We start from the raw sequence: 18,813 nt of genomic DNA, 5'->3' as shown, positions 1-18,813 counted from the left end.
CCACTCCTGCTCAGATGGGCTTCATGATCACAACGGGCCTCCTTACCGCTCTCGGATTGACGTTGTCCGAACTCGGTGTCGAGAAGGTGGGGTCGCAGTTAAAAAAATGCTGCAGAATCACAGGGGTCCCTGTTAGGGGCATAGTTAGGGTCATAGGTATAGGTCCTGATAAGCGATGCGTTGACCAGGGCTGACCAGGGCAGGTGGCAGGGCGCAAGACGCGAGGTCCGGCACCGGATGCCGATGCGGGGCCTCGCTGCTTCTCTAGCCAGCTACTGACCGGCCGGGTAGGCCCATTCCCAGCCGCGCTGCCCGTCCTCCTCGGCCGCGCCGAGCTGGAGCGCGATCGTGCCGGAGGCTTCCGGTACCTCTAGGTCCATGACGCCCTGGTACTGCTGGTTGGGGCCGAAGGTGTCCGGCAGGCCCGCGCTGGAGTCCGAGCAGGTACCGAACTGGGCGTCGCGGGTGATGCCGTCCTTGCCGATCTCCACGAAGCTGAATGGGTTGATCACCCCGCTGATGCGGTCGGCCATTTTGGCGTCCGCGCCGGTGGCGATGCGCAGGTGCAGCACGATGGCGTGGGCGCCGTTGGACGGGGCGAGCATCGGGCACTGCGGGTCCACGTCCACACTGTCGATGGCGAAGGACACGCCGCCGTCGCAGTCCTTTCCCGCGCCGCCGAAGCAGGCCATCTCCCCGAGCTGCTTGACGATGAACCCGCGTTCGTTGGTGGTCTGCTTGGCCGGCGCGGTGTCGGCGACGCTGCTGCTGGTGTCGGCGGCGGGTAGCTCGGGTGCGTTGTCCCCGTCGTGGCCGGTGTCGGTGTTCGAGCCGCAGGCGGCGAGGGCGAGCAGGGTGCATGCGGCGAGCGCAAGACGCGCGAGGGTGTTGGTCACGATCCCCAGTCCTAATCGGTCAGTCAGATTCCCGGTGTGCATCGGCCCGCATGGGCTGGGTGTTTCGCCTGGCGTTGGCCCGTTTGGGTGATTGCGACAAGGGGACGTGCTGCGGGATTGGTCGGCATGACGCGGTCGTAGTGAGCTTCCTCAGCATCTGAATCGATTAAGGTGTTGTGCGAGAAGCGAACGGGAGCCGCCATGTCGATCACCCACGCACCAGCCCCGACCGGGGGTGTAGGTGAGTGACCTCGCTGACCTCATTACCGCCATCGCGGCACTCCTGGGCGCACTCACCTCGGCTGGCGTGCTCGTCTGGGCGATCCTCCGCTCAGACCGCAAACCCGAGCGGGCAGCCAAAGCAGCCGCGGACAACGCCGCCGCCGCGATCGTCGAAGCGCTCGCCGATGGACAGATCACCCCGGACGAGGTCAACACCATCCGCGGCACCCTCCAGCCTCCCGCGCCCGACGAGAACGGCGGCACGCCATGACTGGTGACCACGTCCGCGAGATCGCCGAGACCGCCGCCCGCCGCGCGGTCGCCCAGGTCGACCCCGAGCCAGCCCGCGAACGCCGCCGCACCCTCGTGGCCGTGGCTGTCGCGGTGCTGCTCGTGTGCCTGGTCGGCGGCGGCTCCTGGGTGGTGTGGCGCATCGCCACCCTCCAGGACCAGGTGGACACCTACGGGGACGCGGCGCGCGTGCTCGGCGACCAGGTCCGCGACCTCGGCGGTACCCCGCGCGTCGACCCGCCGCCGGTCGACAATCCCGACCCCGACGACGCCGACCCGGACGACCTGGACCCCGACGACCCCGAGCGTCAGGACCCGGAAGTGCAGGACCCCGAGCTGCAAGACAGCGAACTGCCCGACAGCGAAGTCCAGGACCCCGAGATCCAGGACCCGGAGACCCAAGACCCGGAGATCGACGACCCCGACCCGAACGACCCCGCGATCCCCGGCCCGCCAGGACCGGCCGGGCCGCCCCCGGCCGGGTGGTCCTGGGTCGACGGTGACGGCCGCACGCAGTCCTGCACGCGCGACGGCGGCCCCGACACCGCACCCACCTACACCTGCACCGCCTTGCCCCCGCCCGAGTCCGTGCCGGGCGGCGGGCTCGACGGCTACGCGATGGGCCGCTGACCATGGCCGTCACGATCGGACTGAACATCTCCCATCACCAGAACACCGCGCTGGATCTCGCACGGTGCCGCCGCGAGGGACGCGCCGCGTGACTACCGACGCGACCGCCAGTTACGGGCTGGTGATGCGGTTCGTCACCGTCGCCAGCAAAGGCGGTCCGCACGACGACCAGTCCTACGTCTCGGGCTGGCACATGGGCGCGCTCGACCTGCGGCTGGCCGAGTTCAAACCCGCGCACCACGTCGAGACGATCCGCACCGCTGACGTGGTGCAAGCCGACCTCGTGGCGATGCGCCACGGCTACTGCTTCCGCGTCGAGCCGACCGAGGTCGACGGCTGGGAGTTCGCAGAGTTCACAAGGAAAAGGGCCCAGTCATGAGGCTGACCGACATCAACATCGACGACCGGCCGCGCCCGATCAAGGACGCCGCCGACAAGCTCACGAAGTGGCTGGGGGTCGCGGGCTCGCTCGTGATCGCGCTCGTCGGCTGGGGCGTGCTCTCGGCCGCGCAGGGCGACGCCGTCATCGGCCTGCTCGGGGTCATCCCCGGCGTGGTCTCCGCAGTCACCACGGCGCTGACCGCGTTCGGTATCCACCGCTCGGCCGAGCCGAAGGTGACGCCACTGTCGGACCCGCGTGACAACGAGCTGCGGGCGCTGGTCGTGCTGCCGCCGAACTCGAAGATCGTGCCCAAGACCGAGCAGGGCGACAGCGGGTACGCCGGCGGGAACCTGACCGGCGGCGCGGGCCTGGCCGGTCTCGCCGCGCGTGAGGACGCCGTCCGTGGTGCGCGGTCGCGCCGGGACGACGACGAGTCCTACGAGATCCGCACCGTGGGCGGGGACGTGATCGCGTTCGGCAACTCCAGGGCGATTCTCGACGACCCGGCCCCGGCAGTGACTGCCGACTATGACTGCGGGTCCGGCCCGGCGGCCTCGAGTCCGGCCGACACGGGCAGCGGCGGCGACTGCGGGACGGTCGGATCGTGACCACGCTCGTCGACCACGCGCGCCGCGAACTCGCGCTGTCCGGGCAGATCGACGAAGACCCGGCGTATGCCGCGGCGGTGACTGCCACCGTCGCGGCGTTCTCCTCGTACGGACACTCGGGCGGGTCGGCAGAGGCCGCGGTCGCGCAGCTGGTGCGGCTGCTCAACTTCGAGCACCTGGCGCCGCTCACCACTGACCCCGACGAGTGGGAAGACCAGTCCGAGCGCTCGGGGGTGCCGATGTGGCAGAACCGGCGTAACCCCCGCGCGATCTCCATCGACCGGGGCCGCACCTACCGGCTCGTGGACGACGAGACCGGCACTATGCACGTGTCGCAGGACATGGCGTACTGCAAGTGCCCCGAGGGGCAGTGCCTGTGCCTGTACCCGATGCCGGATCTCGCGGTGCAGCGTGGCCCGGTCGACTACGCAGCCGCTGCGCCGGTCGACGTCGCCGAGGCCGTGTCGGTGCGGCGCTGCTGCCAGGAAGCGCGGTGAACTTCGCCGGTGCGCTCGACGCGCTCACCCGCGGCCTGCGGGTGAGCCGGGACGCGCGGGTGCGGGACTGGGCACGGGCCTATCAGGCGGACCCCGGTGGCGCGCCGGTGCTCGTGCTGGTGCCCGGATCCACCATCACCGTCACCGCCGGTCGCCCGCTCGGGGAAGCGGTGCCGGAGCTGGTCGGCCGCGCGGTCGAGTACGCCCCGCACATCGACATCGTGCAGGGCCTGCGGGTGCAGGTGTGGACACCGCGCCAGGCCGACCTGCTCGTCGAGGACTGGATGGTGGTGCCGTGACCGAGTCCTACCCGGAGCCAGACCTGCTGACGGTGACTCTGCATCCGGACCCGCTGGACAGCGACGAGGTGCTGGTGACTGCGCAGATCGGCGACGTCGAGCTGGCCCGCGTCGCCGTCCACCCCTGCGCGATGCCTGACGGGTACACAGACCGCGTAGTGGACCTGGTGTCCATGCTGATGGGGGACGCCTTGCGGGCGCGGGCAGGCACCACGTGACCGCGATCCCGTTCTTCGACCCCACGGACGAGCGGTACCGGTGGTGCTTCTACTGCAAGGCCGACTGCTGGCCGGAGCCGGAGAACCAACGCCACACCGAGGACTGCCCCAGCGTGACGGGGTTGTGGCCCATCGATCAGGCCGACGTAGACAACGGGGCGCGGTGCGGGCGCGGCTGCGGGCACGTGTTCGAGGTCGGGGAGGTGTACATGGACACGGAAGTGATCGAGCATGGCCGGGACAAGATCACCACCGTGACCTGTGTCGGGTGCGCCGCCGGGGACATGCTCGCCCCCTGACGCGGGGAACGGTCCCGCCGATGTCATCCGGACGGGACCGTTCTCGTCGTGCGATGACGTCCGTCAGGTCCCTGCTGCCGGATCGTCACCGCGTTCCCGGCCCGCAGGGTTCCCCTGCTCGTAGTGGGCCACGGCCTGATCGACAAGCTTGCGGGGCACCTTGCCGCGCATGTGCTTCCCCACCTGCTGCCACACCGAAGCCAGCGAGTCGAACATTCCATTCAGGTCGCCGGCCACTTCGAGCACATGTCGAGTGTCCACAGCCGCGGCACTGTAGTTGTGCCCCAGTGTGGACAGCCACATCTGGATCATGTCGATCTCGGCGAGCATCCCTTGACGCAGCTGCCGTAAGTCGTAGGACTGGCCTTCGTCGGTCGTCAACGTGACTACCCCCAGGGCGTCGTGTCGTGCGAGGTCTGCAAGGTGACAGTCGACCGGGTGCTTCATGACGTCGAACCTGATCATGTTTCGTTTCTGCAGGGCGCCCGCCTTCCACCCCTGACTACCAGCCCTAACAGACATCCCCCTCTACTGTGAACCTGCCCGCCCAAGCAGCCGGGGTCGGACGCGATCACCTGCACTCCGTCCGGATTGTGTGCCGTGCAGAAATGCCCGACTCGGCCGCGAGCGCCACGAAGTTGACCTCCCGATCGCGAGGGGTCTCGCCCATGATCTCCATCGTTTTCGGTGATGCACAACAGGTTCAGGGCTTGATCCCGAACAAGTCTCTGGCCGCCTTGGCTAGCCCGCCTTCCCCGTCCACCCGCATCCAGCGGCACATGGTCATCAGGTGGCGGTCCATCGTGTGCACGTGGACTTGCTGCCAGTTCGCTACCGCTGCCACGGATTTTCCGCACGCCAGCCCGGCCATCGCGGCCTGCTGGAGCGGGGTCATCATGTTGTAGACCCGCAGGTGGAACGGGTCGGCGTCCTCGGCCGGCTTGAGTTCGCGGGCCAAGTCCTGCCACCTCTTGACAGGCTTGGGTTCCGGCTGGTGTGGCAGGGCAGGAGGCGGCTTGTCAGCCAGCGCAGGCCCGGGCGGCTCGTGTGGGCGCTCGGAAACCCGATGCCTCAGCTCGGCGTGCTCACGGATCAGCCGCTGGACGTACTGGGCGTGCTTCTCCTCGGCGGCCACGACCGTGGCCCGCGCGTCCTGCCGTGCCTCCCGCAGCGCTTTCGTATAGTCGGCTCGCAACGACTCGATCTCACTGTTGTGAGTGGTCTTGGCGACAACGAGGGCCTTGCGCAGCTTGCCGACTCTGGTCTCCGCCTCGACGGCTCGCTTCTCGTTGAGGTCCGCGCGCTGCCTCTCCTCGGACAGTGTCACCTTCACGTGGGCCAATTCGTCCTCGACGCCGACCTTCTTGGACAGGGCCCGCCGGAGCTTGGTCAGCTCGGCGCGGGCCTGCTCCAACTTCTCGGCAGTCTCGCTCGCGGTCAAGGCCTGCGCGATTGCCGCTACCGTCTCGGCTTCCTCGTGCTTGTCTGGAACAGACACCCTCGCCAGTCCTTCGCTGTCGACACCACGGCTGCTCGCTGGGGCGGCTACTCCTCGCGGCGGTGTCGTCGGGGCTCGGGGTGGGGCCGCGACTGAGACCACTGCACCATCTGGGACTGGCTGGGGTGCTGGGCGATGCCTTCTATAGCCTGCTGGGCGATGTCGAGCACGTCCCGCAGGCGAGGCACCACGATCAGCCCGTCGTAGAAGTACAGGTGGACGCTGGACCCGCCACGACCGTCACCCTGCCCGCCACGCCCGATGATGAGCTGGAGCGCGTTCGGGGTGGCCTCGAACGCGAATTCGGTGCGCTGGTTGCAGGTGACAATCGTTCGCGTGTGGATGGTCGGGTCGTTGCACATGGCAGCTCCTGCCCTGGTCGGAGGGTTGGCACAGCAGACAAAGGGCCGCCGACCGCCCTCCTACCTCGTGCGCTCGCTGGGGTGAGCGTGAACCGCGTCGAGGACGGTCCGAGAAGGAGAGCAGTCGGCGGCGGGAGCGGCCACCAGAGCCGTGGGGAGTGCGGCTGCGGTGACCGGCCCTGGCCGGGGTACTCACGAGAAGCCGCTAGCTTCTGGCTCTCGTGACCTGCTGGGGCAACCCCCGGCCAGGGGATCAGGTGATGGGGTATCTGCTCGGCAGGTACGCGGCGATGTCGCAGGCCTGCGCGAGCAGCCAGAGCGCGGCGACGACGAGCAGGAGAACGGCGCTGTCGGTCATCGTCCGCCGCCTTACTGCGCGCGGGGCAAGCCGCGCAGGTGGTGCAACTCGTGCACGCTGCCCGCGATGGCCAGGTGCGGTGCGTTCTGCTGGCCGGGGGCCGGCAGGGCGGCAAGCTCGTCGAGCACCACGGCGAGCGTGTCGGTGGACTTCCACACCTTCTCGCCGTTCGGGTTCACCCGAAGGGCTTGCACGTCCTCTTGGCCGAGTATGCCCATCGAGTCCGCATAGCCATCAGACCAGACCCGGACGCCGACCACGGCGTGCACCTCGCCGTCCGGGCCGAGCGTCTGGGTGAAATGCCATGCGGGCGGGGTGGAGCGCATCTCGAACAGCCGTGCGAGCTGCGGATATGTCTGGACTGCCTGTCCTGGAGTGATCATCAGAGCTGCCTTCACCGCTGGCGCTGCTGTGGTGGGAGCGTCGCGGGTTCTCGTGGGGGCGGGTGTGATGCTGGAGCCCCACGGGCGAGGAGCGTGGGGGCACTTTCGCGTCCCCGCCCGCAGGGTGTTCGTGGTGGGAGGTCTCGACGGAACTCATGCCGATGGCTCCTCGCAGGCCGCGATGATCTGCTCAGCCGCCTCGTAGGCGGCCCTTGCCCTCGCGGACTGCTCGGCGGTGTAGTACATCCCGTCGCCAGGCGCGGGAACGATCGTCACCACTCGGTTGCCCTCGATGCCGATGCCGATCTCGGCGGGCACACCGAGCGGTGTCATGCACATGACGCGCCACCGGATGCGGCTATCAGCTTCCAGCGCGCCCGACATATGCTTGTTCCCGTCCTTCTAGCGACGTGTCCTGCGACCGTGTTGCCGGCTGTTGCCACCCTATGGAAACACGTGGCAACAGATCACGCAAGGGCACGGCCGTGGGAGCCATTTATTACGCACGGTGGCGTGTAGCCTCTCGGTCATGCCTGCCAGCAGCAGCCCAACAGGGCGCGGCGTCAACCTGGGTGAGGGCCTGCGCAAGGCCCGAAAGGACACCCCAGGTTCGCCGACGGTCCGCGAGGTCGCGCTCGCGCTGAACCTGTCGCCTGGCGCACTGTCTCGCTACGAAAACGGGCGCCGGCTCGCCAGCCCGGAAGTAGTCACCCGCCTGCTGGACTACTACGTCGGCCGCGGACTCACCATCTCCGAGCGGACCCGCGAGACACTGATGGGCCTGGCGCGCGGCACCGAGAGTTCGCCGTGGGTCGCGCTGTCGCTGCCCGAGCAGCAACGCCAGCTGTCGACCATGCTGCGGTTCGAGCAGACCGCCACACGCATCATCGACGTGGCGCAGTTCCTGATCCCCGGCCTGTTGCAGACCGAGGAGTACGCGCGAGCGATCATGGTCCGCGCCGAGGTACCCGACCACCAGATCGACACGCGTGTGGCGGTACGGATCGGCCGGCAACACGCGATCTCGCGGCCGGACAAGCCCGCGAAGATCCTCGCGGTGATCCACCAGGCCGCACTGGAGGAACGCATCGGCGGCCCCGAGGTCATGGCCCGCCAGCTGCGTCACCTGCTCACGATCGGCAAGAAGCCGAACGTAGAACTGCGAGTCGTGCCGAAGGGGCTCGACTGGCACCCCGGCCTGGAGACGGCCTTTGTCCTGGACGAGTTCGACGACCGCACACCGGTGGTGCACATCGAGATCCGCGACACCGGCCTGTTCTTCGACCAGCCGGAAGATGTGGCCCCGTACCAAGCGGCGGTCCAGAAGGTGCTCCGCGAAGCGATGAGCAAGGCCGACACGCTCACGCTCATCGCCCGCGAAGCAGAGCAGATCGAGGAGACGATCCGATGACGACGGTATCCGACGAGTCCGACTACAGGAAGTCGAGCTTCAGCGGCACGAACAGCTCGTGCGTGGAGGTGCGCCGCGACCTGCAATCGGTGCGGACCACGATGAACCGGACCTACGGTGATGTGCCGGTGCCCCGGCCCGCGTGGGCAACGTTCATGGGGTACGTCAAGGAGGGCAACGCTGACCTAGTCTGAGCCGACCCCAACGAAAACGGCCCCCGGCGCGAGGACTGCGCCGGGGGCCGTTCGCTGTTCTGTTCGTGTAGGTGGGCGGTCGACCGGCCGAAGCCTGGGACCGCCCACCCGGCGCTGGCGCTCCCACCACGAAGCTGCTCAGCATCTACACCCGCGAAACAGGAGAGTGGATCTCCTGGACACGCGAGGCAAGTATGCCAGTCCCTGCCGAGTGCCGACACTCGGAGTGACCGTCAGCTCTGAACGCACATGCCTTGTGCCACTAGGGAACCGGCGAGATCGAGCAGCGCAAGCAGATGCACGTGCATACTCCGCGTGTCGTCCAAGTCGGCCCACAGCGCTTCGAACGTCAAATCGTCCCCGCGAGCGTGCGCAGTGACGAGCGCGCCCGCCCAGCGAGCCTCACTGCCGGGGTCGCTGCCATCCGGGGTGAACGGCTCGAACTTCACCTGGTCGTGGCCGCCGGTGAACACCTGCCCGGCCTGCACCGCCATCGCACACCACACCCGCGCCGCCGAGACCAGCACGTACGGCCGGGCTGCGTTCTCGTCGATCAGCTCGACCAGCAGCTGGTCGACGCATTCCTGGTCGCCGAGCGCGTCAGCGACGAGCATGCGCGCCGCGATCGACGCCCACCGGTTCCGCTGCATCGCTCTCACCTGTCGTTCTCCTCGTGCTGGGTGGTTCGCGGGCGGGCGTACTCGCGTTGCATCAACCGATCGGCTACCTGCTGCCCGTACCGCCAGGCCCCCACGACCAGCCCGGCCACGAACGCCACGACTGCGACCAGGGCCACGACCAGCGCGATCACGCGACCACCGCCCGCGGGAGGTGCCCGAGCGCGTCGACCACGTGGCCGGCGGGGAACTCGCGCACCGCAGGCCCGTGCACCGGCGCGTCGAGCAGCTGGCACACCTGCCGGTAGAGGTCGAGCGGCAGCGGGGCGAACACCTGCAAGTCGAACTCGCCGGAGAGCGGGACGGTGGCGTACGCCTCGCGCAGCGCAGACGCACCGGACGCGAGGACGAACGCGCGCCCGAACCGCTCAGCCCACACGGCGACGCCGAGCACCGCGCGCAGGGTGTAGCTGGTCTCGACCCAGCCGGTGACGCGGTCGCTGTGGGACACGGTGAGCTGTTCGAGCCGCGGCAAGGTGTCGTCGAGCGCGGCGAGTTCGACGGCGACGCTCGCGGCGCGGTGCGCGAGCTGGCGCACGGGTGGCACGGTCACGCGCTTTTCCTTTCCTGGTGGGGGATCTTTGGCTCTGTGGCCCGCAGAGCGGCGTTGTGGAGCAGCCCGACGACGGTCCCTGCCGTGAGCTGGTTGCGGTCGCGTGCGGCCCGCTCAGCGGTCGCGGCGTAGTCCTTGGCGAGCACGGCGCGCGGGATGCACGTGTACGGCTCGACGCGGGTCGGGTCGGGGGCGGGCAGGCCGTCCGGCCGGGGCTCCGCGTAGGAGACCGCCGACCGGACGGGCGTCCCGTGTGGCTCGTTCATCAGGCCACGTCGAGATCGATGATGTTGCCGGTGGTGCGCCACTCCCCGAACGCGCTAGACACTTCCTGGGTGCTGTACGGGTTGGCGACGTAGAACGCCTCGTACGCGGCGGCGAACGACTGCACGTCGGCCTCGGTGTCGATCCCGTAGCGGACACCCTGGGTGCCGGACAGGTGCAGCACGGCGAGCGCGTAGCCGTAGGCCAGCTGGTACTGCTCGTGCGGGGTCGGCGCGGTGACGACGTCGACCGGCTTGCCGCCCGCGTTGCACCACTGCGGGTGCCGGTGGGGGTTGCGGTGGCACACGAACGTTAGGGAGCCGTCCTGCTGGCGTGCGGTGTCGGTGGTCTCGCCGCAGGCCGGGCATGGCACCCGGACGTGCGGGGGCTCCTCGGGCTGGCGCACGATGATCTGCTGGGGCTGCTCGTCCGCGGTCTGCTGCTGCGGCTGCTGACGCATCGGCGAGGGCTGCTTGAGCACGGCGTTCACGGCGCGGCCGAGGTCTGTGACTTCGGCGAAGTCGTAGCGCGGATGCCCGCACAGTCCTCGACGGCCGAGCGCGCGGAGGGTGTCGCGGCGGCCCACTACGTAACCTGCCGCGTCGATGTCGCTCATGACGTCGCACATGGTCGGGGTCAGTGTGCGGGCGATCTCCGCCGGGTCGGTGTCACTGGCCGGGCGGCTGATGTCGGCGGCCTGGTGCTGTAGCTGCGGCTGCTGCCGGGGCTCGGGGTCGGGGTCGGGCGTGGGCGCAGCGAGGATCGCGCCGGTCTCGAGGTCGGCGACGGTCTTGCCCCGGCGGGTCTCCCGGTCGAGCCACTTGGCGATCTCGGAGTGGAACACCTGCCCGCGCGTGCCGATCTCGTCGCAGCGCGGGCCGACGTTGTTGTCCAGCCAGTAGGCCATGAACTGGCGGCGGCCGAAGTCGTCGGGCTTCTCGTCGTCGAAGCGCACGAGGATCAGGTCTGGGTCGGTGATGGTCGGGATGCCTCGGGCGTTGACCGGGACGCGTCCGGTCAGCGGGAGGCGCGCGAGCCCGTCAGCGTGCGGGTTGACCGGCTCGGCCGGGGCGATCTCGACGACCTCGGCTGCGGCCGGGGCGGGCTGCTCGTCGGCGTACGTCCAGGCGGCCCACGACGGGTCGACCAGCTCGGCGTGCAGGCGCTGGCCAAGGCGGGTCAGCATGTGGCGGCCGTCGACTAGCTCGACGAGCCCGGCGGCCAGCAGTTCGTCGGCGGCGTCGGCGTCGGGGGTGTCGAGGTACATGACGTGGTCGACGTCGGCGGGCAGTGCGCCGGTAAGGGTGTCGCAGGCGACGATGGACAGGTACCCGGCGACGTGCTCCAGGATGTCGTCGTCGCTGGCGGGCTGGCGCTCGACGACCTCGGCGGCCGGGGCGGCGGGCTGCTCGGCCGGGGCGGCGTACAGGGTGTACCAGCGGTTGTCGTGCACGTGCACGGTCCACTTCTCACCGGGCACGTCCTCGGTGAGACGCGAGAACGCGTGGCCCTGCCACTCGGTGATGACAGCCTGCGGGTCGGCGACCTCGACGCCCGAGAACCCGTTGTCCAGCGTCGAGACCGTGGCGCGCTTGATGGCAGCGCGGACAGTGGCGATGCGGCGGGTGTGGTTACGGGCGATGGTCTTGCGGGCCGTGGTGGTGGTCACGGTGCGTGTCCTTTCAACATCGGGCTGTTGTTTCAAACACTACAACTTGCGATGGACTTGCGCCAGTTCTCGACAGATATCGCAACACGAACGGAGCAGTAGCGCATAGCAGACGGCCGTGGACGAAACGTGGACTAAGCGTGGATGTGCAGGTCAGAGCACACGCGACAGTGCACAGAGAGCGCCCGCGAGAACTTCCCAGAACTCACCCACAAGGGGGATGACCCGGCCGGCCGCAGGGCACGAGAAAGGCCCCGTCTCAACCAGCCTGGGGGTCACTGGGAGACGGGGCCCGCAACGAGGGTAACTCGCCGCAGACGGCCGGGCTATGCCCCATCCGGAGGAGAAGCCGCAGCCGCCAACGCAGAGATCCCTTGCACCGCAAGGGAAGCAGCCTCACGCAACCCATCGAGCGCAGCCCGCAGCCCCTCGGACACCGGCAGGATGTGCGTCGTATGGTTGAACAGGTAGACCCGGCGGCCGTCCTCACGCGTGACGAGCAGGTACACCGCCCACCCGGCACCCTGCACTGGGTCGACCGCGAACCGGCTGAGATGCGCCGGGACTTCCGCTCGCGCGTCCCGCGGCGCGCCCACCGCGATGTAGTCGCCGTGCGCCGGGCCGTTCTCAAACCGGATGATCTCCAGCGAGAACCCGCGCAGCACCACCAGCTCACCGCTGGGAAGCGGGTGCACGTGCGCGGCGTGCCACGCTGATTGGCACTCCTCGCAGCAGAAGTCGCTAGACGGCGACTCGCCCAGCGGTGCTTCGCAGTGCTGGCAACCGATCGCTGCGTCGATCGCGGCCACAACGTCACTCATCGCGTCCCCTTCGACCGTCCATCCCGCACACTACCTGCGTGCTCGGGGCACAAGGCGTGCTCAGGCTCGCCGTTGCGAGCAGGCCGGTAGTACCAGCCCAGCTCGCGGGCCCGCGTCACCGCGGCCTCGACGCCGCCCGCGTGCCAGGACTGCGCCGGGCAGACCCCGTACGGGATCTGCCGGTCGCAGGACAACTGCACGATCACGCCCATGTCAGCAGACGAACAGGATGTGCCGGTGGGTGTCCGGCTTCCGCTCGCACGGCCGCGGGTTCGGGTACCCGCCGTGGAACTTGTCGCTGGACTTCGTCCACCTCGAGGAGATCCCTGTGGGCCACTCCATGTTCAGCCGCGCGGTGGCCTGCTCGTCATCCAGGCTCGTGCACACCGACGCGTACACCAGGCCGTAGCCGATCAGAACGAAGTCGGGCGTGGTGTCGGTCGGCTGGTCGGTTGTCGTGTTCACTCGATCCCTTTCGTTGCAGCTAGAGGAAAAGCAGCCACACCGGCAGCGTGCCGGTGGCGACGAGCACGAGCACCACGACCGCGCCGATCACGCACACCGCGACCCACACAGGCCACCACCGGTCGAACCGGGCGCGGTCGCGCTCGAACTTGCGCCGCCACTCCGACGAACCCGGCCGCAGCTGCTGCCGAGTCACTGCGCGCTCGCTTTCAGGACGTAGCGGATGTGCTCGGGCGCGGGGTAGTGACCGTGCACGCAGCGGCCCACGTCGTCGATCCTCGACCGGCACGGCGTGCGGTCGACGTAGCCGACCGGCACCCGGCACACCCGGTAGTCCACCGTGGACGGGTCGGGCTCGACCGGCACGGCGTCGTGGTCGCTGTAGCAACCCACCGCGTCGCAGTCGAGGTCGAGGTGCGCGAGCACATGCCCGACCGCGCAACAGTCCTCGCAGTGCCCCGGCAGCCCGGCCCGCTCGCGCTCCTCGCTCTCCCCGCACAGCGGGTGCGGAATCTGCCGGAACAGGAACCCGCCCGGCGTGCGCCGCGGCTGGCGTGGCGGCGTGGCGTGCCGGGCCGCAGCGAGCAGCATCAGCGCCACCTGCTCGGCGCGACGCTCGACCATCCGGGTCGTGGCGAACAGCCATCCCATGTCGACCCCGGTCAGGAAGTCGTCAGCATCGCGGGCCGCGCTGGCTGAGACGAACCCGCCGCTGTCGACGTCGCCCCAGTAAGCGACGTTCTCTCTGTCGACCACGTCCGGGGCGGGCAGGCAGGTCAGCCGCTCCAGCCGGATGTCGGGCAGCGTGCAGGCGTCGTGCTCGCCGTCGCGCGGTGTGCGGCAGTCCGGGGCGGACACCGGGCAGTTGGTCTGCGGGCCCATGAGCAGGTCGACGAGTTCGCTGGCGGCCTGCGCGATGTCGCCTCCGTTGCTGTGCTCGTCGCGGACAGCGTGCACCAGCTCGGCCAGCTCGCGAACGGCCTTCACGCTGTCACCTCCGGGCCGTGGTGGGCGTTGCAGCCGACGTCGGCGCACCCGTAGTCGGAGTGAGCGCGCACGTGCCCCACCGAGCAGCACAGCTCGCAGTGCCCCGGCTGGCCCACGGACTGCCGGTCGGAGTCCGAGCCGCAGAAGCTGTGCGGGTGCTGTCGGTAGGGGAACTCGTCGCCGCACGTCCCGCACATCCACGCGCGGAGCGGGTGCGCCCACGCGAGCGGCTTGTGACAGCGCGGGCACTCCAGCTCGTCGTCGTCGTCGTCGAGGTTGGCGGGCTCGGCCGGCCGCAGGGTCGAAGTGGTCTGCGGGCGCAGCCGGTTCGGCCAGCGCTGCGCGACTTCCTCCGGGGTGATCCCGGTCAGCAGGGCCTTGTTCACGCGCGAGGCGAGGAACTGCACCTCGACCATGGCGGCGTCGGGGTCGTGGACGTTGCCGTCGAGGTAGGCGCGGATCAGGGCGTTGGTGGCGTTGGCTTCGCGGATGTTCACGCAGTCACCTCCAGGATGACGTCGTCAGATTGGGTTGCTGTGCAACGGATCGGAGTTGCGACCAGGTGGCGGCGGGTGATCTCGTCGTGCCAGTCCTGCGCGTATACAGCGCAGTTGCGGCAGTCGCGATGGAACTGGGTACAGCGCGGGCTCTTGATGTGGCGGATGCGGGCGGCCTTGCTCCAGGCTTGCGAGTCGATGGAGTCGAGCAGGTGTCCGTACAGCGCGAGCCCGCCGGTCTTGACGCCGTAGCCGTGGAGCTGGATGCCCGGCACCGCTTCGGTGATGGCGGTGACGACTTCCACGATCTCGCGTGTGGACTCGCGCATGCACACCCCGCCCAGCCCCACTACACCGACAGTGAGGTCTACTCCGGCGCGGCGGTACATGTCCACGCACCGCAGGTAGCTGTCCGCGTCAGCGCCGCCCTGCAAGGCAGGCCGGAACGGGTTAGGGCGGTGGCTGCGGCCTCGCCTCACCCGTTCAGCCCAGATGGCGGACAGCTCCAGGTAGGAGGCGACAGAGCGGCGTTGGTGCTCGACTTCGGACAGGCCGGTCGCGGCGACCACTTGCGCCTCCGCGGGGTAGTCCTGCACTGAGGCCCACGCGAGATGGCCGATCCGCAGGTCGTAGCGGTGCACCATGTCGGCGTAGCGCTCCGGGCTGATCGGGTAGGGGTTGACGTCTTCGTCGTCGGCGGTGGTGCGCTGGTAGTCGAAGACCCACGTGATGCCGGAGTCCAGGAACCACGGGTGTTCGGCGGCTGGCAGGTTGAACGAGCCGAGCCGGATCAACCGGCGCATGGACAGGCAGGCAGGCCGGTCGATGTAGTTGAGCATCGACGGGGAGGGCAGTCCCACGTAGACAGTCATGGCCTGTCCTCTCAGGCGGTCTGCGCGTCGGGCACGACGATCTCGCCGTCGCGGTAGCGGTGGCGCTGGTGTCCGGCGCGGGCGCGGGAGCCGGGCGTGACCGTGTACGTGGGCACGACCTCCCCTGCGGCGCGGGCGGCGCGGCGGGTGGCCTGGTGGCGCTCGAACACGATGCGCCGGGCTTCGACCATGTCACGCGCGCCGGTGTCGAACGTCTCGTCGCCATCGGTGTAGACGTACGTCGCGTTCCAGCCGTGGCGGGCGTAGGTGGCGCTGCCGTCCTGGACGGTGTGGATCTCGTTCACGGTGTCCCCTGTGGTGGTGTAGCGGGTGTTCGTTTCACACCCTACACAAGATGTAGTGTCCGAAACAAGCGGTCTCTTGGGACGCAGCTCACGAACTACGCCGAGCCTGCCCGGCTGTCCTGCCCGTCGACCTCATCCGCGGTGCGGTTGCTCGCGAGCCAGTCCTCGGGTGGGAAGTCGAGAAGATCCGCGAGCCCACGCACCAGCTCGGTCGGCTCGACGGCTGCGGCGCGGCGGTGGGCTTCGCGGATCTGGTCCCGCAGGTTCGGGTCCTCGTCGGTCACTGCCTGGCCTGCACGGGTGGTTCGCAGTCGGAGTGATCGAGCCCGCCCTCGCAGTCCGGGTCGTGGACCGGGCAGTCCTCCGGGAAGGTGCGAGCGGGCTCGTCGCTGGGCGTCAGCGTCGCCAGGTGGCGGCGCAGCTGGTCGAGCTGCGACGACGACGCGGCCACGATCCGGTCCGCCAGCTCGACCTTGCGCGCCAGCCACTGCGGGTCGACGACCCGGCGGCCGGCCAGCGCGCAGGCGAGGACGTGCTCGACGATCGGGGCGTAATCGGCGAGCGGGTCAGCGAGCGTCATGCGCCAGGTGGACAGCGCGTCGACCCCGGCCGCCACCATGTCGCGGGTGATGTCCCGTCCGATCTCGGACACCGTCAGTTCTCCTCTGGTTCGGGGGTGAGTCGCTGCGCGAGCCCGAGCGCCAGCAGTTCGTCGACCAGCTCGCGGCAGGCGGGCAGAACTCCTCGCCCGCGTCGGTGTGGCGCTGCAAGCCGACGTTCGTGCCGTGGAAGTCCGGCCGGTCGTCGTCGAGGAACCCGTCACCGAAGGGCAGGAACGCCTGCCGGGCCTGCGCACGCTCGCGCTCGCGCCGGTAGTCGTGAATGGCTCGCGCAGTGTTGACGTCAGACACGGGGCGGCACCAGCCACATCTTGTGACCTGGACGCGGTTCATGCGCGGGGCAGTAAACGCGTCGAGTTCGGCCCGCATAAACCCGCCACCCTGCCGCGTTGGCGCGAATCATGAACCGCTCCTGCTCCTTGCCGTGGAAGGGCAACGGCTCGGTGGTCAGACGTTCGTCGCACCGAGGGGTGTCGCACGAGATGCCGATGAACTCCGGGGCGGTGTAGTGCTCGGTCACCTCGGGTCCTTCCTTTGACCGGTCACGAAGTGCTCGCGGGCGTCGGGGGTGCTGAGGTCCCAGCCGTCGCGGTGGATCAGGTGCGCCGGGGTGCCCCGGTACTCGGCCATGGCGCGTCGCGCAGTGGCGAGCGCCACGGTGAGGTAACCGACCAGCTCGGCGTGGCCGTTGCGGCGGGCCTGGCTGAGGTTGACGACGATCCCCGCGCGGTTGGCGGCGAGCGCGAACAGGCCAGGGGCGGGCTGGTAGACGTCATGCGACACGTGCGACCTCCGCGACCGGCAGGGCGGGCCGGAACCCGGCAGCGAACGCGCGGGCGAACTGCTCGTCGAGGGGCGCGGTTTGCGTGAACGGGGCGAGGCCGGTGCGGATCTCGCGCAGCGCGGCCAGCTGCTCGTCGACCGGCAAGCCCTGGCGCTTGCGCTCGCCGATCGCGACCAGGGTTGCGTCTTCGGCCAGCAGCCACCGCAAGGCGAGCGGCGCGGTGTAGGCGAGGACGCGCCAGGCGTCGGCGCAGACCTTGGCCCGCGCCTCGTAGCGCAAGCGCTCTATCCAGGTCATCTGGCTGCGGGGCTTGCTGCTCAGGCGGCGCAGCTGGCGCGACGTCGCGCGGTAGGTAGCGATGGTGCGCAACGTGTACGTGGTGATGTCCACAGGTGGTCTCCCTGCTCGGGGGGTGGTGGTCGCCGTTCGGGGATGGGGTTCGGGCCGCCATCCCCGAACGGCTGTTTCAGACACTACGTAGCTTGCGGAGTTGGCGCAAGAGCTGGCGCAACTCGATCGCAAGTTGTAGTGTGTGAAACAACAGAGTGAACGGACACCACGAAGGACCCGCGATGACCACCACCGCAATGCCGCTGATCTCGATCCCCACCGCCTACTACCTGGGCGTGTGCGAGCCCTGCCGACGCCCCACCCGCGAGCGGGTCGAGGACGTCCAGGAGCCCGGCTTCCGGTACGCACGGGTCACCTGCCGCGAGTGCGGCAACTCGGTCCGCGTCGAGCGCCTTCACGCCACCATCACCTACGACGTCTGCGACCCCCGCTGCATGGGCGCGACCGGCCCGTCCTGCTCGTGCAGCTGCGGCGGCGCGAACCACGGCGACGCCTACGGCACGAAGGTCGAAGGCGAGATGCTGGAAAGCGCCGTCGAGGCGTACCGAGCCCGCATGGCGCAGCTCGACGCCAAGCGAGAGGCCAAGGCCGCCAAGGCGCGCAAGTCCAAGCAGGACGCGTTCGACGCCTGGGCCGCTGACCACCGCGACGTCCTCGACTACCTGGACGGCGACGTGTCCTGGTCCGGGTTCTTCATGGACCTGCGCGACCAGGCCGACCGACTCAAGCCGTTGTCGGACCGTCAGGTGGCCGCCGTGCGCAAGGCCATCGCGAGCAAGGCTGCCCGCGACGCCGAGCGCGCCGAGCGCGACACCCGCCTGAACTCCACCCCGCGCGTCGCTGCCCCGCTGGGCAAGCGCACCGGCCTGGAGGGCGAGATCGTGGAGTACAAGCAGTACAACACCGCGTACGGCCTCGACGAGAAGATCACCGTCGAGTGCGGCGGCTACCGAGTGCGGATGTCCCTGCCCCGCTCGATCAGGCCCGCCCAGTTCAGCCACGACGAGTACCAGGCGTTCACGAAGTCGCTGGCCGGTAAGCGCATCCGGTTCAACGCCACCCTGGAGCCCGGCCGCGACGGCGACCCCGCGTTCGTCAAGGGCCTGCGCCCGGCCAAGGCCGAGCTGGTCTGACATCTCCGCGGGGGCGGGCAGTCGAGCCCGTCCCCGCCCCCTCCATCCGCACCACCCGAGAGAGAGCACGCCATGACCACGACCACTGTCGACCCGGCCCCCGCCCCGACCGGCCGCTGCATCGTCTGCCAGCGCGACGACCTGCCCATCCTCGTCAGCCGCCACGAGGACTCGGCGAACGTGATCGCCGGGCACTCGGCCGCGGACATGCCTGACGTCGAGTGCACCGGTTCGCGACTGCCGGTGCTGCCCGCGAACGCCGGCGAC

The 18,813-nt window shown here is 69.4% G+C and carries 36 protein-coding genes; 12 read left to right on the top strand and 24 right to left on the bottom strand.

Annotated elements, in window-relative coordinates; all coding sequences use genetic code 11:
- Window positions 1-272 precede the first annotated feature (272 nt).
- Complete coding sequence (locus VET29_RS37850; protein ID WP_324930058.1) at window positions 273-896, bottom strand: hypothetical protein; 624 nt, start codon at window positions 894-896, stop codon at window positions 273-275.
- A 241-nt stretch (window positions 897-1,137) separates the two neighbouring features.
- Here VET29_RS37850 and VET29_RS37845 point away from each other — a divergent pair, with 241 nt between their 5' ends.
- The 8 genes from VET29_RS37845 (at window position 1,138) to VET29_RS37810 (ending at window position 4,342) form a co-directional block, all read left to right on the top strand.
- Window positions 1,138-1,389 carry a hypothetical protein gene (locus VET29_RS37845; RefSeq protein WP_324930055.1) on the top strand — a complete coding sequence of 84 codons (252 nt, stop codon included), beginning with the start codon at window positions 1,138-1,140 and terminating at the stop codon, window positions 1,387-1,389.
- Window positions 1,386-2,039 (top strand): hypothetical protein, encoded by a 654-nt coding sequence (locus VET29_RS37840; protein ID WP_324930052.1) that lies wholly within the window; start codon window positions 1,386-1,388, stop codon window positions 2,037-2,039. The genes VET29_RS37845 and VET29_RS37840 overlap by 4 nt, the downstream gene beginning before the upstream one ends.
- Window positions 2,040-2,127: 88 nt before the next feature.
- Window positions 2,128-2,418: a hypothetical protein gene (locus tag VET29_RS37835; protein WP_324930050.1), complete on the top strand. Its 291-nt coding sequence runs from the start codon at window positions 2,128-2,130 to the stop codon at window positions 2,416-2,418.
- Window positions 2,415-3,029, top strand: coding sequence for a hypothetical protein (locus VET29_RS37830; RefSeq protein WP_324930047.1), 615 nt, complete (start codon window positions 2,415-2,417; stop codon window positions 3,027-3,029). The genes VET29_RS37835 and VET29_RS37830 overlap by 4 nt, the downstream gene beginning before the upstream one ends.
- Complete coding sequence (locus VET29_RS37825) at window positions 3,026-3,526, top strand: hypothetical protein (protein ID WP_324930044.1); 501 nt, start codon at window positions 3,026-3,028, stop codon at window positions 3,524-3,526. Before VET29_RS37830 ends, VET29_RS37825 begins: the two co-directional genes overlap by 4 nt.
- Window positions 3,523-3,825: a Thoeris anti-defense Tad2 family protein gene (locus VET29_RS37820; protein WP_324930041.1), complete on the top strand. Its 303-nt coding sequence runs from the start codon at window positions 3,523-3,525 to the stop codon at window positions 3,823-3,825. The genes VET29_RS37825 and VET29_RS37820 overlap by 4 nt, the downstream gene beginning before the upstream one ends.
- Window positions 3,822-4,043 (top strand): hypothetical protein, encoded by a 222-nt coding sequence (locus VET29_RS37815; RefSeq protein WP_324930038.1) that lies wholly within the window; start codon window positions 3,822-3,824, stop codon window positions 4,041-4,043. Before VET29_RS37820 ends, VET29_RS37815 begins: the two co-directional genes overlap by 4 nt.
- Window positions 4,040-4,342 carry a hypothetical protein gene (locus tag VET29_RS37810; protein ID WP_324930035.1) on the top strand — a complete coding sequence of 101 codons (303 nt, stop codon included), beginning with the start codon at window positions 4,040-4,042 and terminating at the stop codon, window positions 4,340-4,342. Before VET29_RS37815 ends, VET29_RS37810 begins: the two co-directional genes overlap by 4 nt.
- A 63-nt stretch (window positions 4,343-4,405) precedes the next feature.
- Here VET29_RS37810 and VET29_RS37805 read toward each other — a convergent pair whose 3' ends face one another.
- The 5 genes from VET29_RS37805 to VET29_RS37785 all read right to left on the bottom strand — a co-directional run bounded on the left by VET29_RS37805 (window position 4,406) and on the right by VET29_RS37785 (window position 7,276).
- Window positions 4,406-4,807 carry a hypothetical protein gene (locus VET29_RS37805; RefSeq protein ID WP_324930033.1) on the bottom strand — a complete coding sequence of 134 codons (402 nt, stop codon included), beginning with the start codon at window positions 4,805-4,807 and terminating at the stop codon, window positions 4,406-4,408.
- Between the two features lie 238 nt (window positions 4,808-5,045).
- Window positions 5,046-5,840 carry a hypothetical protein gene (locus VET29_RS37800; RefSeq protein ID WP_324930030.1) on the bottom strand — a complete coding sequence of 265 codons (795 nt, stop codon included), beginning with the start codon at window positions 5,838-5,840 and terminating at the stop codon, window positions 5,046-5,048.
- Between the two features lie 47 nt (window positions 5,841-5,887).
- Window positions 5,888-6,202 (bottom strand): hypothetical protein, encoded by a 315-nt coding sequence (locus VET29_RS37795; protein ID WP_324930027.1) that lies wholly within the window; start codon window positions 6,200-6,202, stop codon window positions 5,888-5,890.
- A gap of 369 nt (window positions 6,203-6,571) precedes the next feature.
- Window positions 6,572-6,943, bottom strand: coding sequence for a hypothetical protein (locus tag VET29_RS37790; RefSeq protein WP_324930024.1), 372 nt, complete (start codon window positions 6,941-6,943; stop codon window positions 6,572-6,574).
- Window positions 6,944-7,096: 153 nt separating this feature from the next.
- The gene (locus VET29_RS37785; RefSeq protein WP_324930021.1) at window positions 7,097-7,276 is read right to left on the bottom strand and encodes a hypothetical protein; all 180 of its coding nucleotides are present in this window, start codon (window positions 7,274-7,276) and stop codon (window positions 7,097-7,099) included.
- Window positions 7,277-7,472: 196 nt separating this feature from the next.
- On the opposite strand from VET29_RS37785, the gene VET29_RS37780 reads away from it, so the two are divergent.
- Together VET29_RS37780 and VET29_RS37775 are read left to right on the top strand one after the other, a co-directional pair.
- Entirely contained in the window at window positions 7,473-8,354 is an 882-nt protein-coding gene (locus tag VET29_RS37780; protein ID WP_324930018.1) for a helix-turn-helix transcriptional regulator, read from the top strand.
- Window positions 8,351-8,548: a DUF397 domain-containing protein gene (locus VET29_RS37775; protein ID WP_324930015.1), complete on the top strand. Its 198-nt coding sequence runs from the start codon at window positions 8,351-8,353 to the stop codon at window positions 8,546-8,548. Before VET29_RS37780 ends, VET29_RS37775 begins: the two co-directional genes overlap by 4 nt.
- A gap of 233 nt (window positions 8,549-8,781) precedes the next feature.
- Here the strand turns inward: VET29_RS37775 and VET29_RS37770 are convergent, their stop codons facing one another.
- The 18 genes from VET29_RS37770 to VET29_RS37685 form a co-directional block, all read right to left on the bottom strand.
- Window positions 8,782-9,207 (bottom strand): hypothetical protein, encoded by a 426-nt coding sequence (locus VET29_RS37770; RefSeq protein WP_324930012.1) that lies wholly within the window; start codon window positions 9,205-9,207, stop codon window positions 8,782-8,784.
- On the bottom strand, window positions 9,204-9,359 hold the full coding sequence (locus tag VET29_RS37765) for a hypothetical protein (RefSeq protein ID WP_324930009.1): 156 nt from the start codon (window positions 9,357-9,359) through the stop codon (window positions 9,204-9,206). The genes VET29_RS37770 and VET29_RS37765 overlap by 4 nt, the downstream gene beginning before the upstream one ends.
- Window positions 9,356-9,778 carry a hypothetical protein gene (locus VET29_RS37760; RefSeq protein ID WP_324930006.1) on the bottom strand — a complete coding sequence of 141 codons (423 nt, stop codon included), beginning with the start codon at window positions 9,776-9,778 and terminating at the stop codon, window positions 9,356-9,358. Before VET29_RS37760 ends, VET29_RS37765 begins: the two co-directional genes overlap by 4 nt.
- Complete coding sequence (locus tag VET29_RS37755) at window positions 9,775-10,044, bottom strand: hypothetical protein (RefSeq protein ID WP_324930003.1); 270 nt, start codon at window positions 10,042-10,044, stop codon at window positions 9,775-9,777. The genes VET29_RS37760 and VET29_RS37755 overlap by 4 nt, the downstream gene beginning before the upstream one ends.
- Window positions 10,044-11,711 carry a hypothetical protein gene (locus VET29_RS37750; protein ID WP_324930000.1) on the bottom strand — a complete coding sequence of 556 codons (1,668 nt, stop codon included), beginning with the start codon at window positions 11,709-11,711 and terminating at the stop codon, window positions 10,044-10,046. The genes VET29_RS37755 and VET29_RS37750 overlap by 1 nt, the downstream gene beginning before the upstream one ends.
- Before the next feature lie 326 nt (window positions 11,712-12,037).
- Complete coding sequence (locus tag VET29_RS37745; protein WP_324929997.1) at window positions 12,038-12,532, bottom strand: hypothetical protein; 495 nt, start codon at window positions 12,530-12,532, stop codon at window positions 12,038-12,040.
- On the bottom strand, window positions 12,529-12,744 hold the full coding sequence (locus VET29_RS37740; protein ID WP_324929994.1) for a hypothetical protein: 216 nt from the start codon (window positions 12,742-12,744) through the stop codon (window positions 12,529-12,531). The genes VET29_RS37745 and VET29_RS37740 overlap by 4 nt, the downstream gene beginning before the upstream one ends.
- Before the next feature lies 1 nt (window position 12,745).
- Window positions 12,746-12,997 (bottom strand): hypothetical protein, encoded by a 252-nt coding sequence (locus VET29_RS37735; protein ID WP_324929991.1) that lies wholly within the window; start codon window positions 12,995-12,997, stop codon window positions 12,746-12,748.
- A 19-nt stretch (window positions 12,998-13,016) separates the two neighbouring features.
- Window positions 13,017-13,193, bottom strand: a complete 177-nt coding sequence (locus VET29_RS37730; protein ID WP_324929988.1) for a hypothetical protein — start codon at window positions 13,191-13,193, stop codon at window positions 13,017-13,019.
- On the bottom strand, window positions 13,190-13,984 hold the full coding sequence (locus VET29_RS37725; RefSeq protein ID WP_324929985.1) for a hypothetical protein: 795 nt from the start codon (window positions 13,982-13,984) through the stop codon (window positions 13,190-13,192). Before VET29_RS37725 ends, VET29_RS37730 begins: the two co-directional genes overlap by 4 nt.
- Window positions 13,981-14,481: a hypothetical protein gene (locus VET29_RS37720; RefSeq protein ID WP_324929982.1), complete on the bottom strand. Its 501-nt coding sequence runs from the start codon at window positions 14,479-14,481 to the stop codon at window positions 13,981-13,983. Before VET29_RS37720 ends, VET29_RS37725 begins: the two co-directional genes overlap by 4 nt.
- Entirely contained in the window at window positions 14,478-15,353 is an 876-nt protein-coding gene (locus tag VET29_RS37715) for a DUF7221 family queuine tRNA-ribosyltransferase-like protein (protein ID WP_324929980.1), read from the bottom strand. Before VET29_RS37715 ends, VET29_RS37720 begins: the two co-directional genes overlap by 4 nt.
- 11 nt (window positions 15,354-15,364) lie before the next feature.
- Window positions 15,365-15,658 carry a hypothetical protein gene (locus VET29_RS37710; protein WP_324929977.1) on the bottom strand — a complete coding sequence of 98 codons (294 nt, stop codon included), beginning with the start codon at window positions 15,656-15,658 and terminating at the stop codon, window positions 15,365-15,367.
- A gap of 95 nt (window positions 15,659-15,753) precedes the next feature.
- Complete coding sequence (locus VET29_RS37705) at window positions 15,754-15,942, bottom strand: hypothetical protein (protein WP_324929974.1); 189 nt, start codon at window positions 15,940-15,942, stop codon at window positions 15,754-15,756.
- Window positions 15,939-16,310, bottom strand: a complete 372-nt coding sequence (locus VET29_RS37700; RefSeq protein WP_324929972.1) for a hypothetical protein — start codon at window positions 16,308-16,310, stop codon at window positions 15,939-15,941. The genes VET29_RS37705 and VET29_RS37700 overlap by 4 nt, the downstream gene beginning before the upstream one ends.
- 251 nt (window positions 16,311-16,561) lie before the next feature.
- Window positions 16,562-16,798: a hypothetical protein gene (locus tag VET29_RS37695; protein ID WP_324929970.1), complete on the bottom strand. Its 237-nt coding sequence runs from the start codon at window positions 16,796-16,798 to the stop codon at window positions 16,562-16,564.
- Window positions 16,795-17,061 (bottom strand): hypothetical protein, encoded by a 267-nt coding sequence (locus VET29_RS37690; RefSeq protein WP_324929967.1) that lies wholly within the window; start codon window positions 17,059-17,061, stop codon window positions 16,795-16,797. The genes VET29_RS37695 and VET29_RS37690 overlap by 4 nt, the downstream gene beginning before the upstream one ends.
- Window positions 17,051-17,452 (bottom strand): hypothetical protein, encoded by a 402-nt coding sequence (locus tag VET29_RS37685; RefSeq protein ID WP_324929964.1) that lies wholly within the window; start codon window positions 17,450-17,452, stop codon window positions 17,051-17,053. Before VET29_RS37685 ends, VET29_RS37690 begins: the two co-directional genes overlap by 11 nt.
- Before the next feature lie 182 nt (window positions 17,453-17,634).
- On the opposite strand from VET29_RS37685, the gene VET29_RS37680 reads away from it, so the two are divergent.
- Together VET29_RS37680 and VET29_RS37675 are read left to right on the top strand one after the other, a co-directional pair.
- Window positions 17,635-18,546, top strand: a complete 912-nt coding sequence (locus VET29_RS37680) for a hypothetical protein (RefSeq protein ID WP_324929961.1) — start codon at window positions 17,635-17,637, stop codon at window positions 18,544-18,546.
- A 72-nt stretch (window positions 18,547-18,618) separates the two neighbouring features.
- A partial coding sequence (locus VET29_RS37675; RefSeq protein WP_324929958.1) for a hypothetical protein occupies window positions 18,619-18,813 on the top strand: 195 nt, incomplete at its 3' end.

This window comes from Actinophytocola sp., assembly GCF_035634895.1.
Lineage (GTDB): Bacteria > Actinomycetota > Actinomycetes > Mycobacteriales > Pseudonocardiaceae > Actinophytocola.
This window is presented reverse-complemented; position numbering and strand designations above follow the sequence as displayed.

Excerpts from the sequence above, each read along its gene's own strand:
- VET29_RS37785 (WP_324930021.1), bottom strand. The coding sequence starts at position 7,276 with ATGACACCGCTCGGTGTGCCCGCCGAGATCGGCATCGGCATCGAGGGC.
- VET29_RS37830 (WP_324930047.1), top strand. The coding sequence starts at position 2,415 with ATGAGGCTGACCGACATCAACATCGACGACCGGCCGCGCCCGATCAAG.
- VET29_RS37805 (WP_324930033.1), bottom strand. The coding sequence starts at position 4,807 with ATGATCAGGTTCGACGTCATGAAGCACCCGGTCGACTGTCACCTTGCA.
- VET29_RS37745 (WP_324929997.1), bottom strand. The coding sequence starts at position 12,532 with ATGAGTGACGTTGTGGCCGCGATCGACGCAGCGATCGGTTGCCAGCAC.
- VET29_RS37780 (WP_324930018.1), top strand. The coding sequence starts at position 7,473 with ATGCCTGCCAGCAGCAGCCCAACAGGGCGCGGCGTCAACCTGGGTGAG.
- VET29_RS37680 (WP_324929961.1), top strand. The coding sequence starts at position 17,635 with ATGACCACCACCGCAATGCCGCTGATCTCGATCCCCACCGCCTACTAC.
- VET29_RS37755 (WP_324930003.1), bottom strand. The coding sequence starts at position 10,044 with ATGAACGAGCCACACGGGACGCCCGTCCGGTCGGCGGTCTCCTACGCG.
- VET29_RS37840 (WP_324930052.1), top strand. The coding sequence starts at position 1,386 with ATGACTGGTGACCACGTCCGCGAGATCGCCGAGACCGCCGCCCGCCGC.
- VET29_RS37795 (WP_324930027.1), bottom strand. The coding sequence starts at position 6,202 with ATGTGCAACGACCCGACCATCCACACGCGAACGATTGTCACCTGCAAC.
- VET29_RS37775 (WP_324930015.1), top strand. The coding sequence starts at position 8,351 with ATGACGACGGTATCCGACGAGTCCGACTACAGGAAGTCGAGCTTCAGC.
- VET29_RS37740 (WP_324929994.1), bottom strand. The coding sequence starts at position 12,744 with ATGGGCGTGATCGTGCAGTTGTCCTGCGACCGGCAGATCCCGTACGGG.
- VET29_RS37715 (WP_324929980.1), bottom strand. The coding sequence starts at position 15,353 with ATGACTGTCTACGTGGGACTGCCCTCCCCGTCGATGCTCAACTACATC.
- VET29_RS37790 (WP_324930024.1), bottom strand. The coding sequence starts at position 6,943 with ATGATCACTCCAGGACAGGCAGTCCAGACATATCCGCAGCTCGCACGG.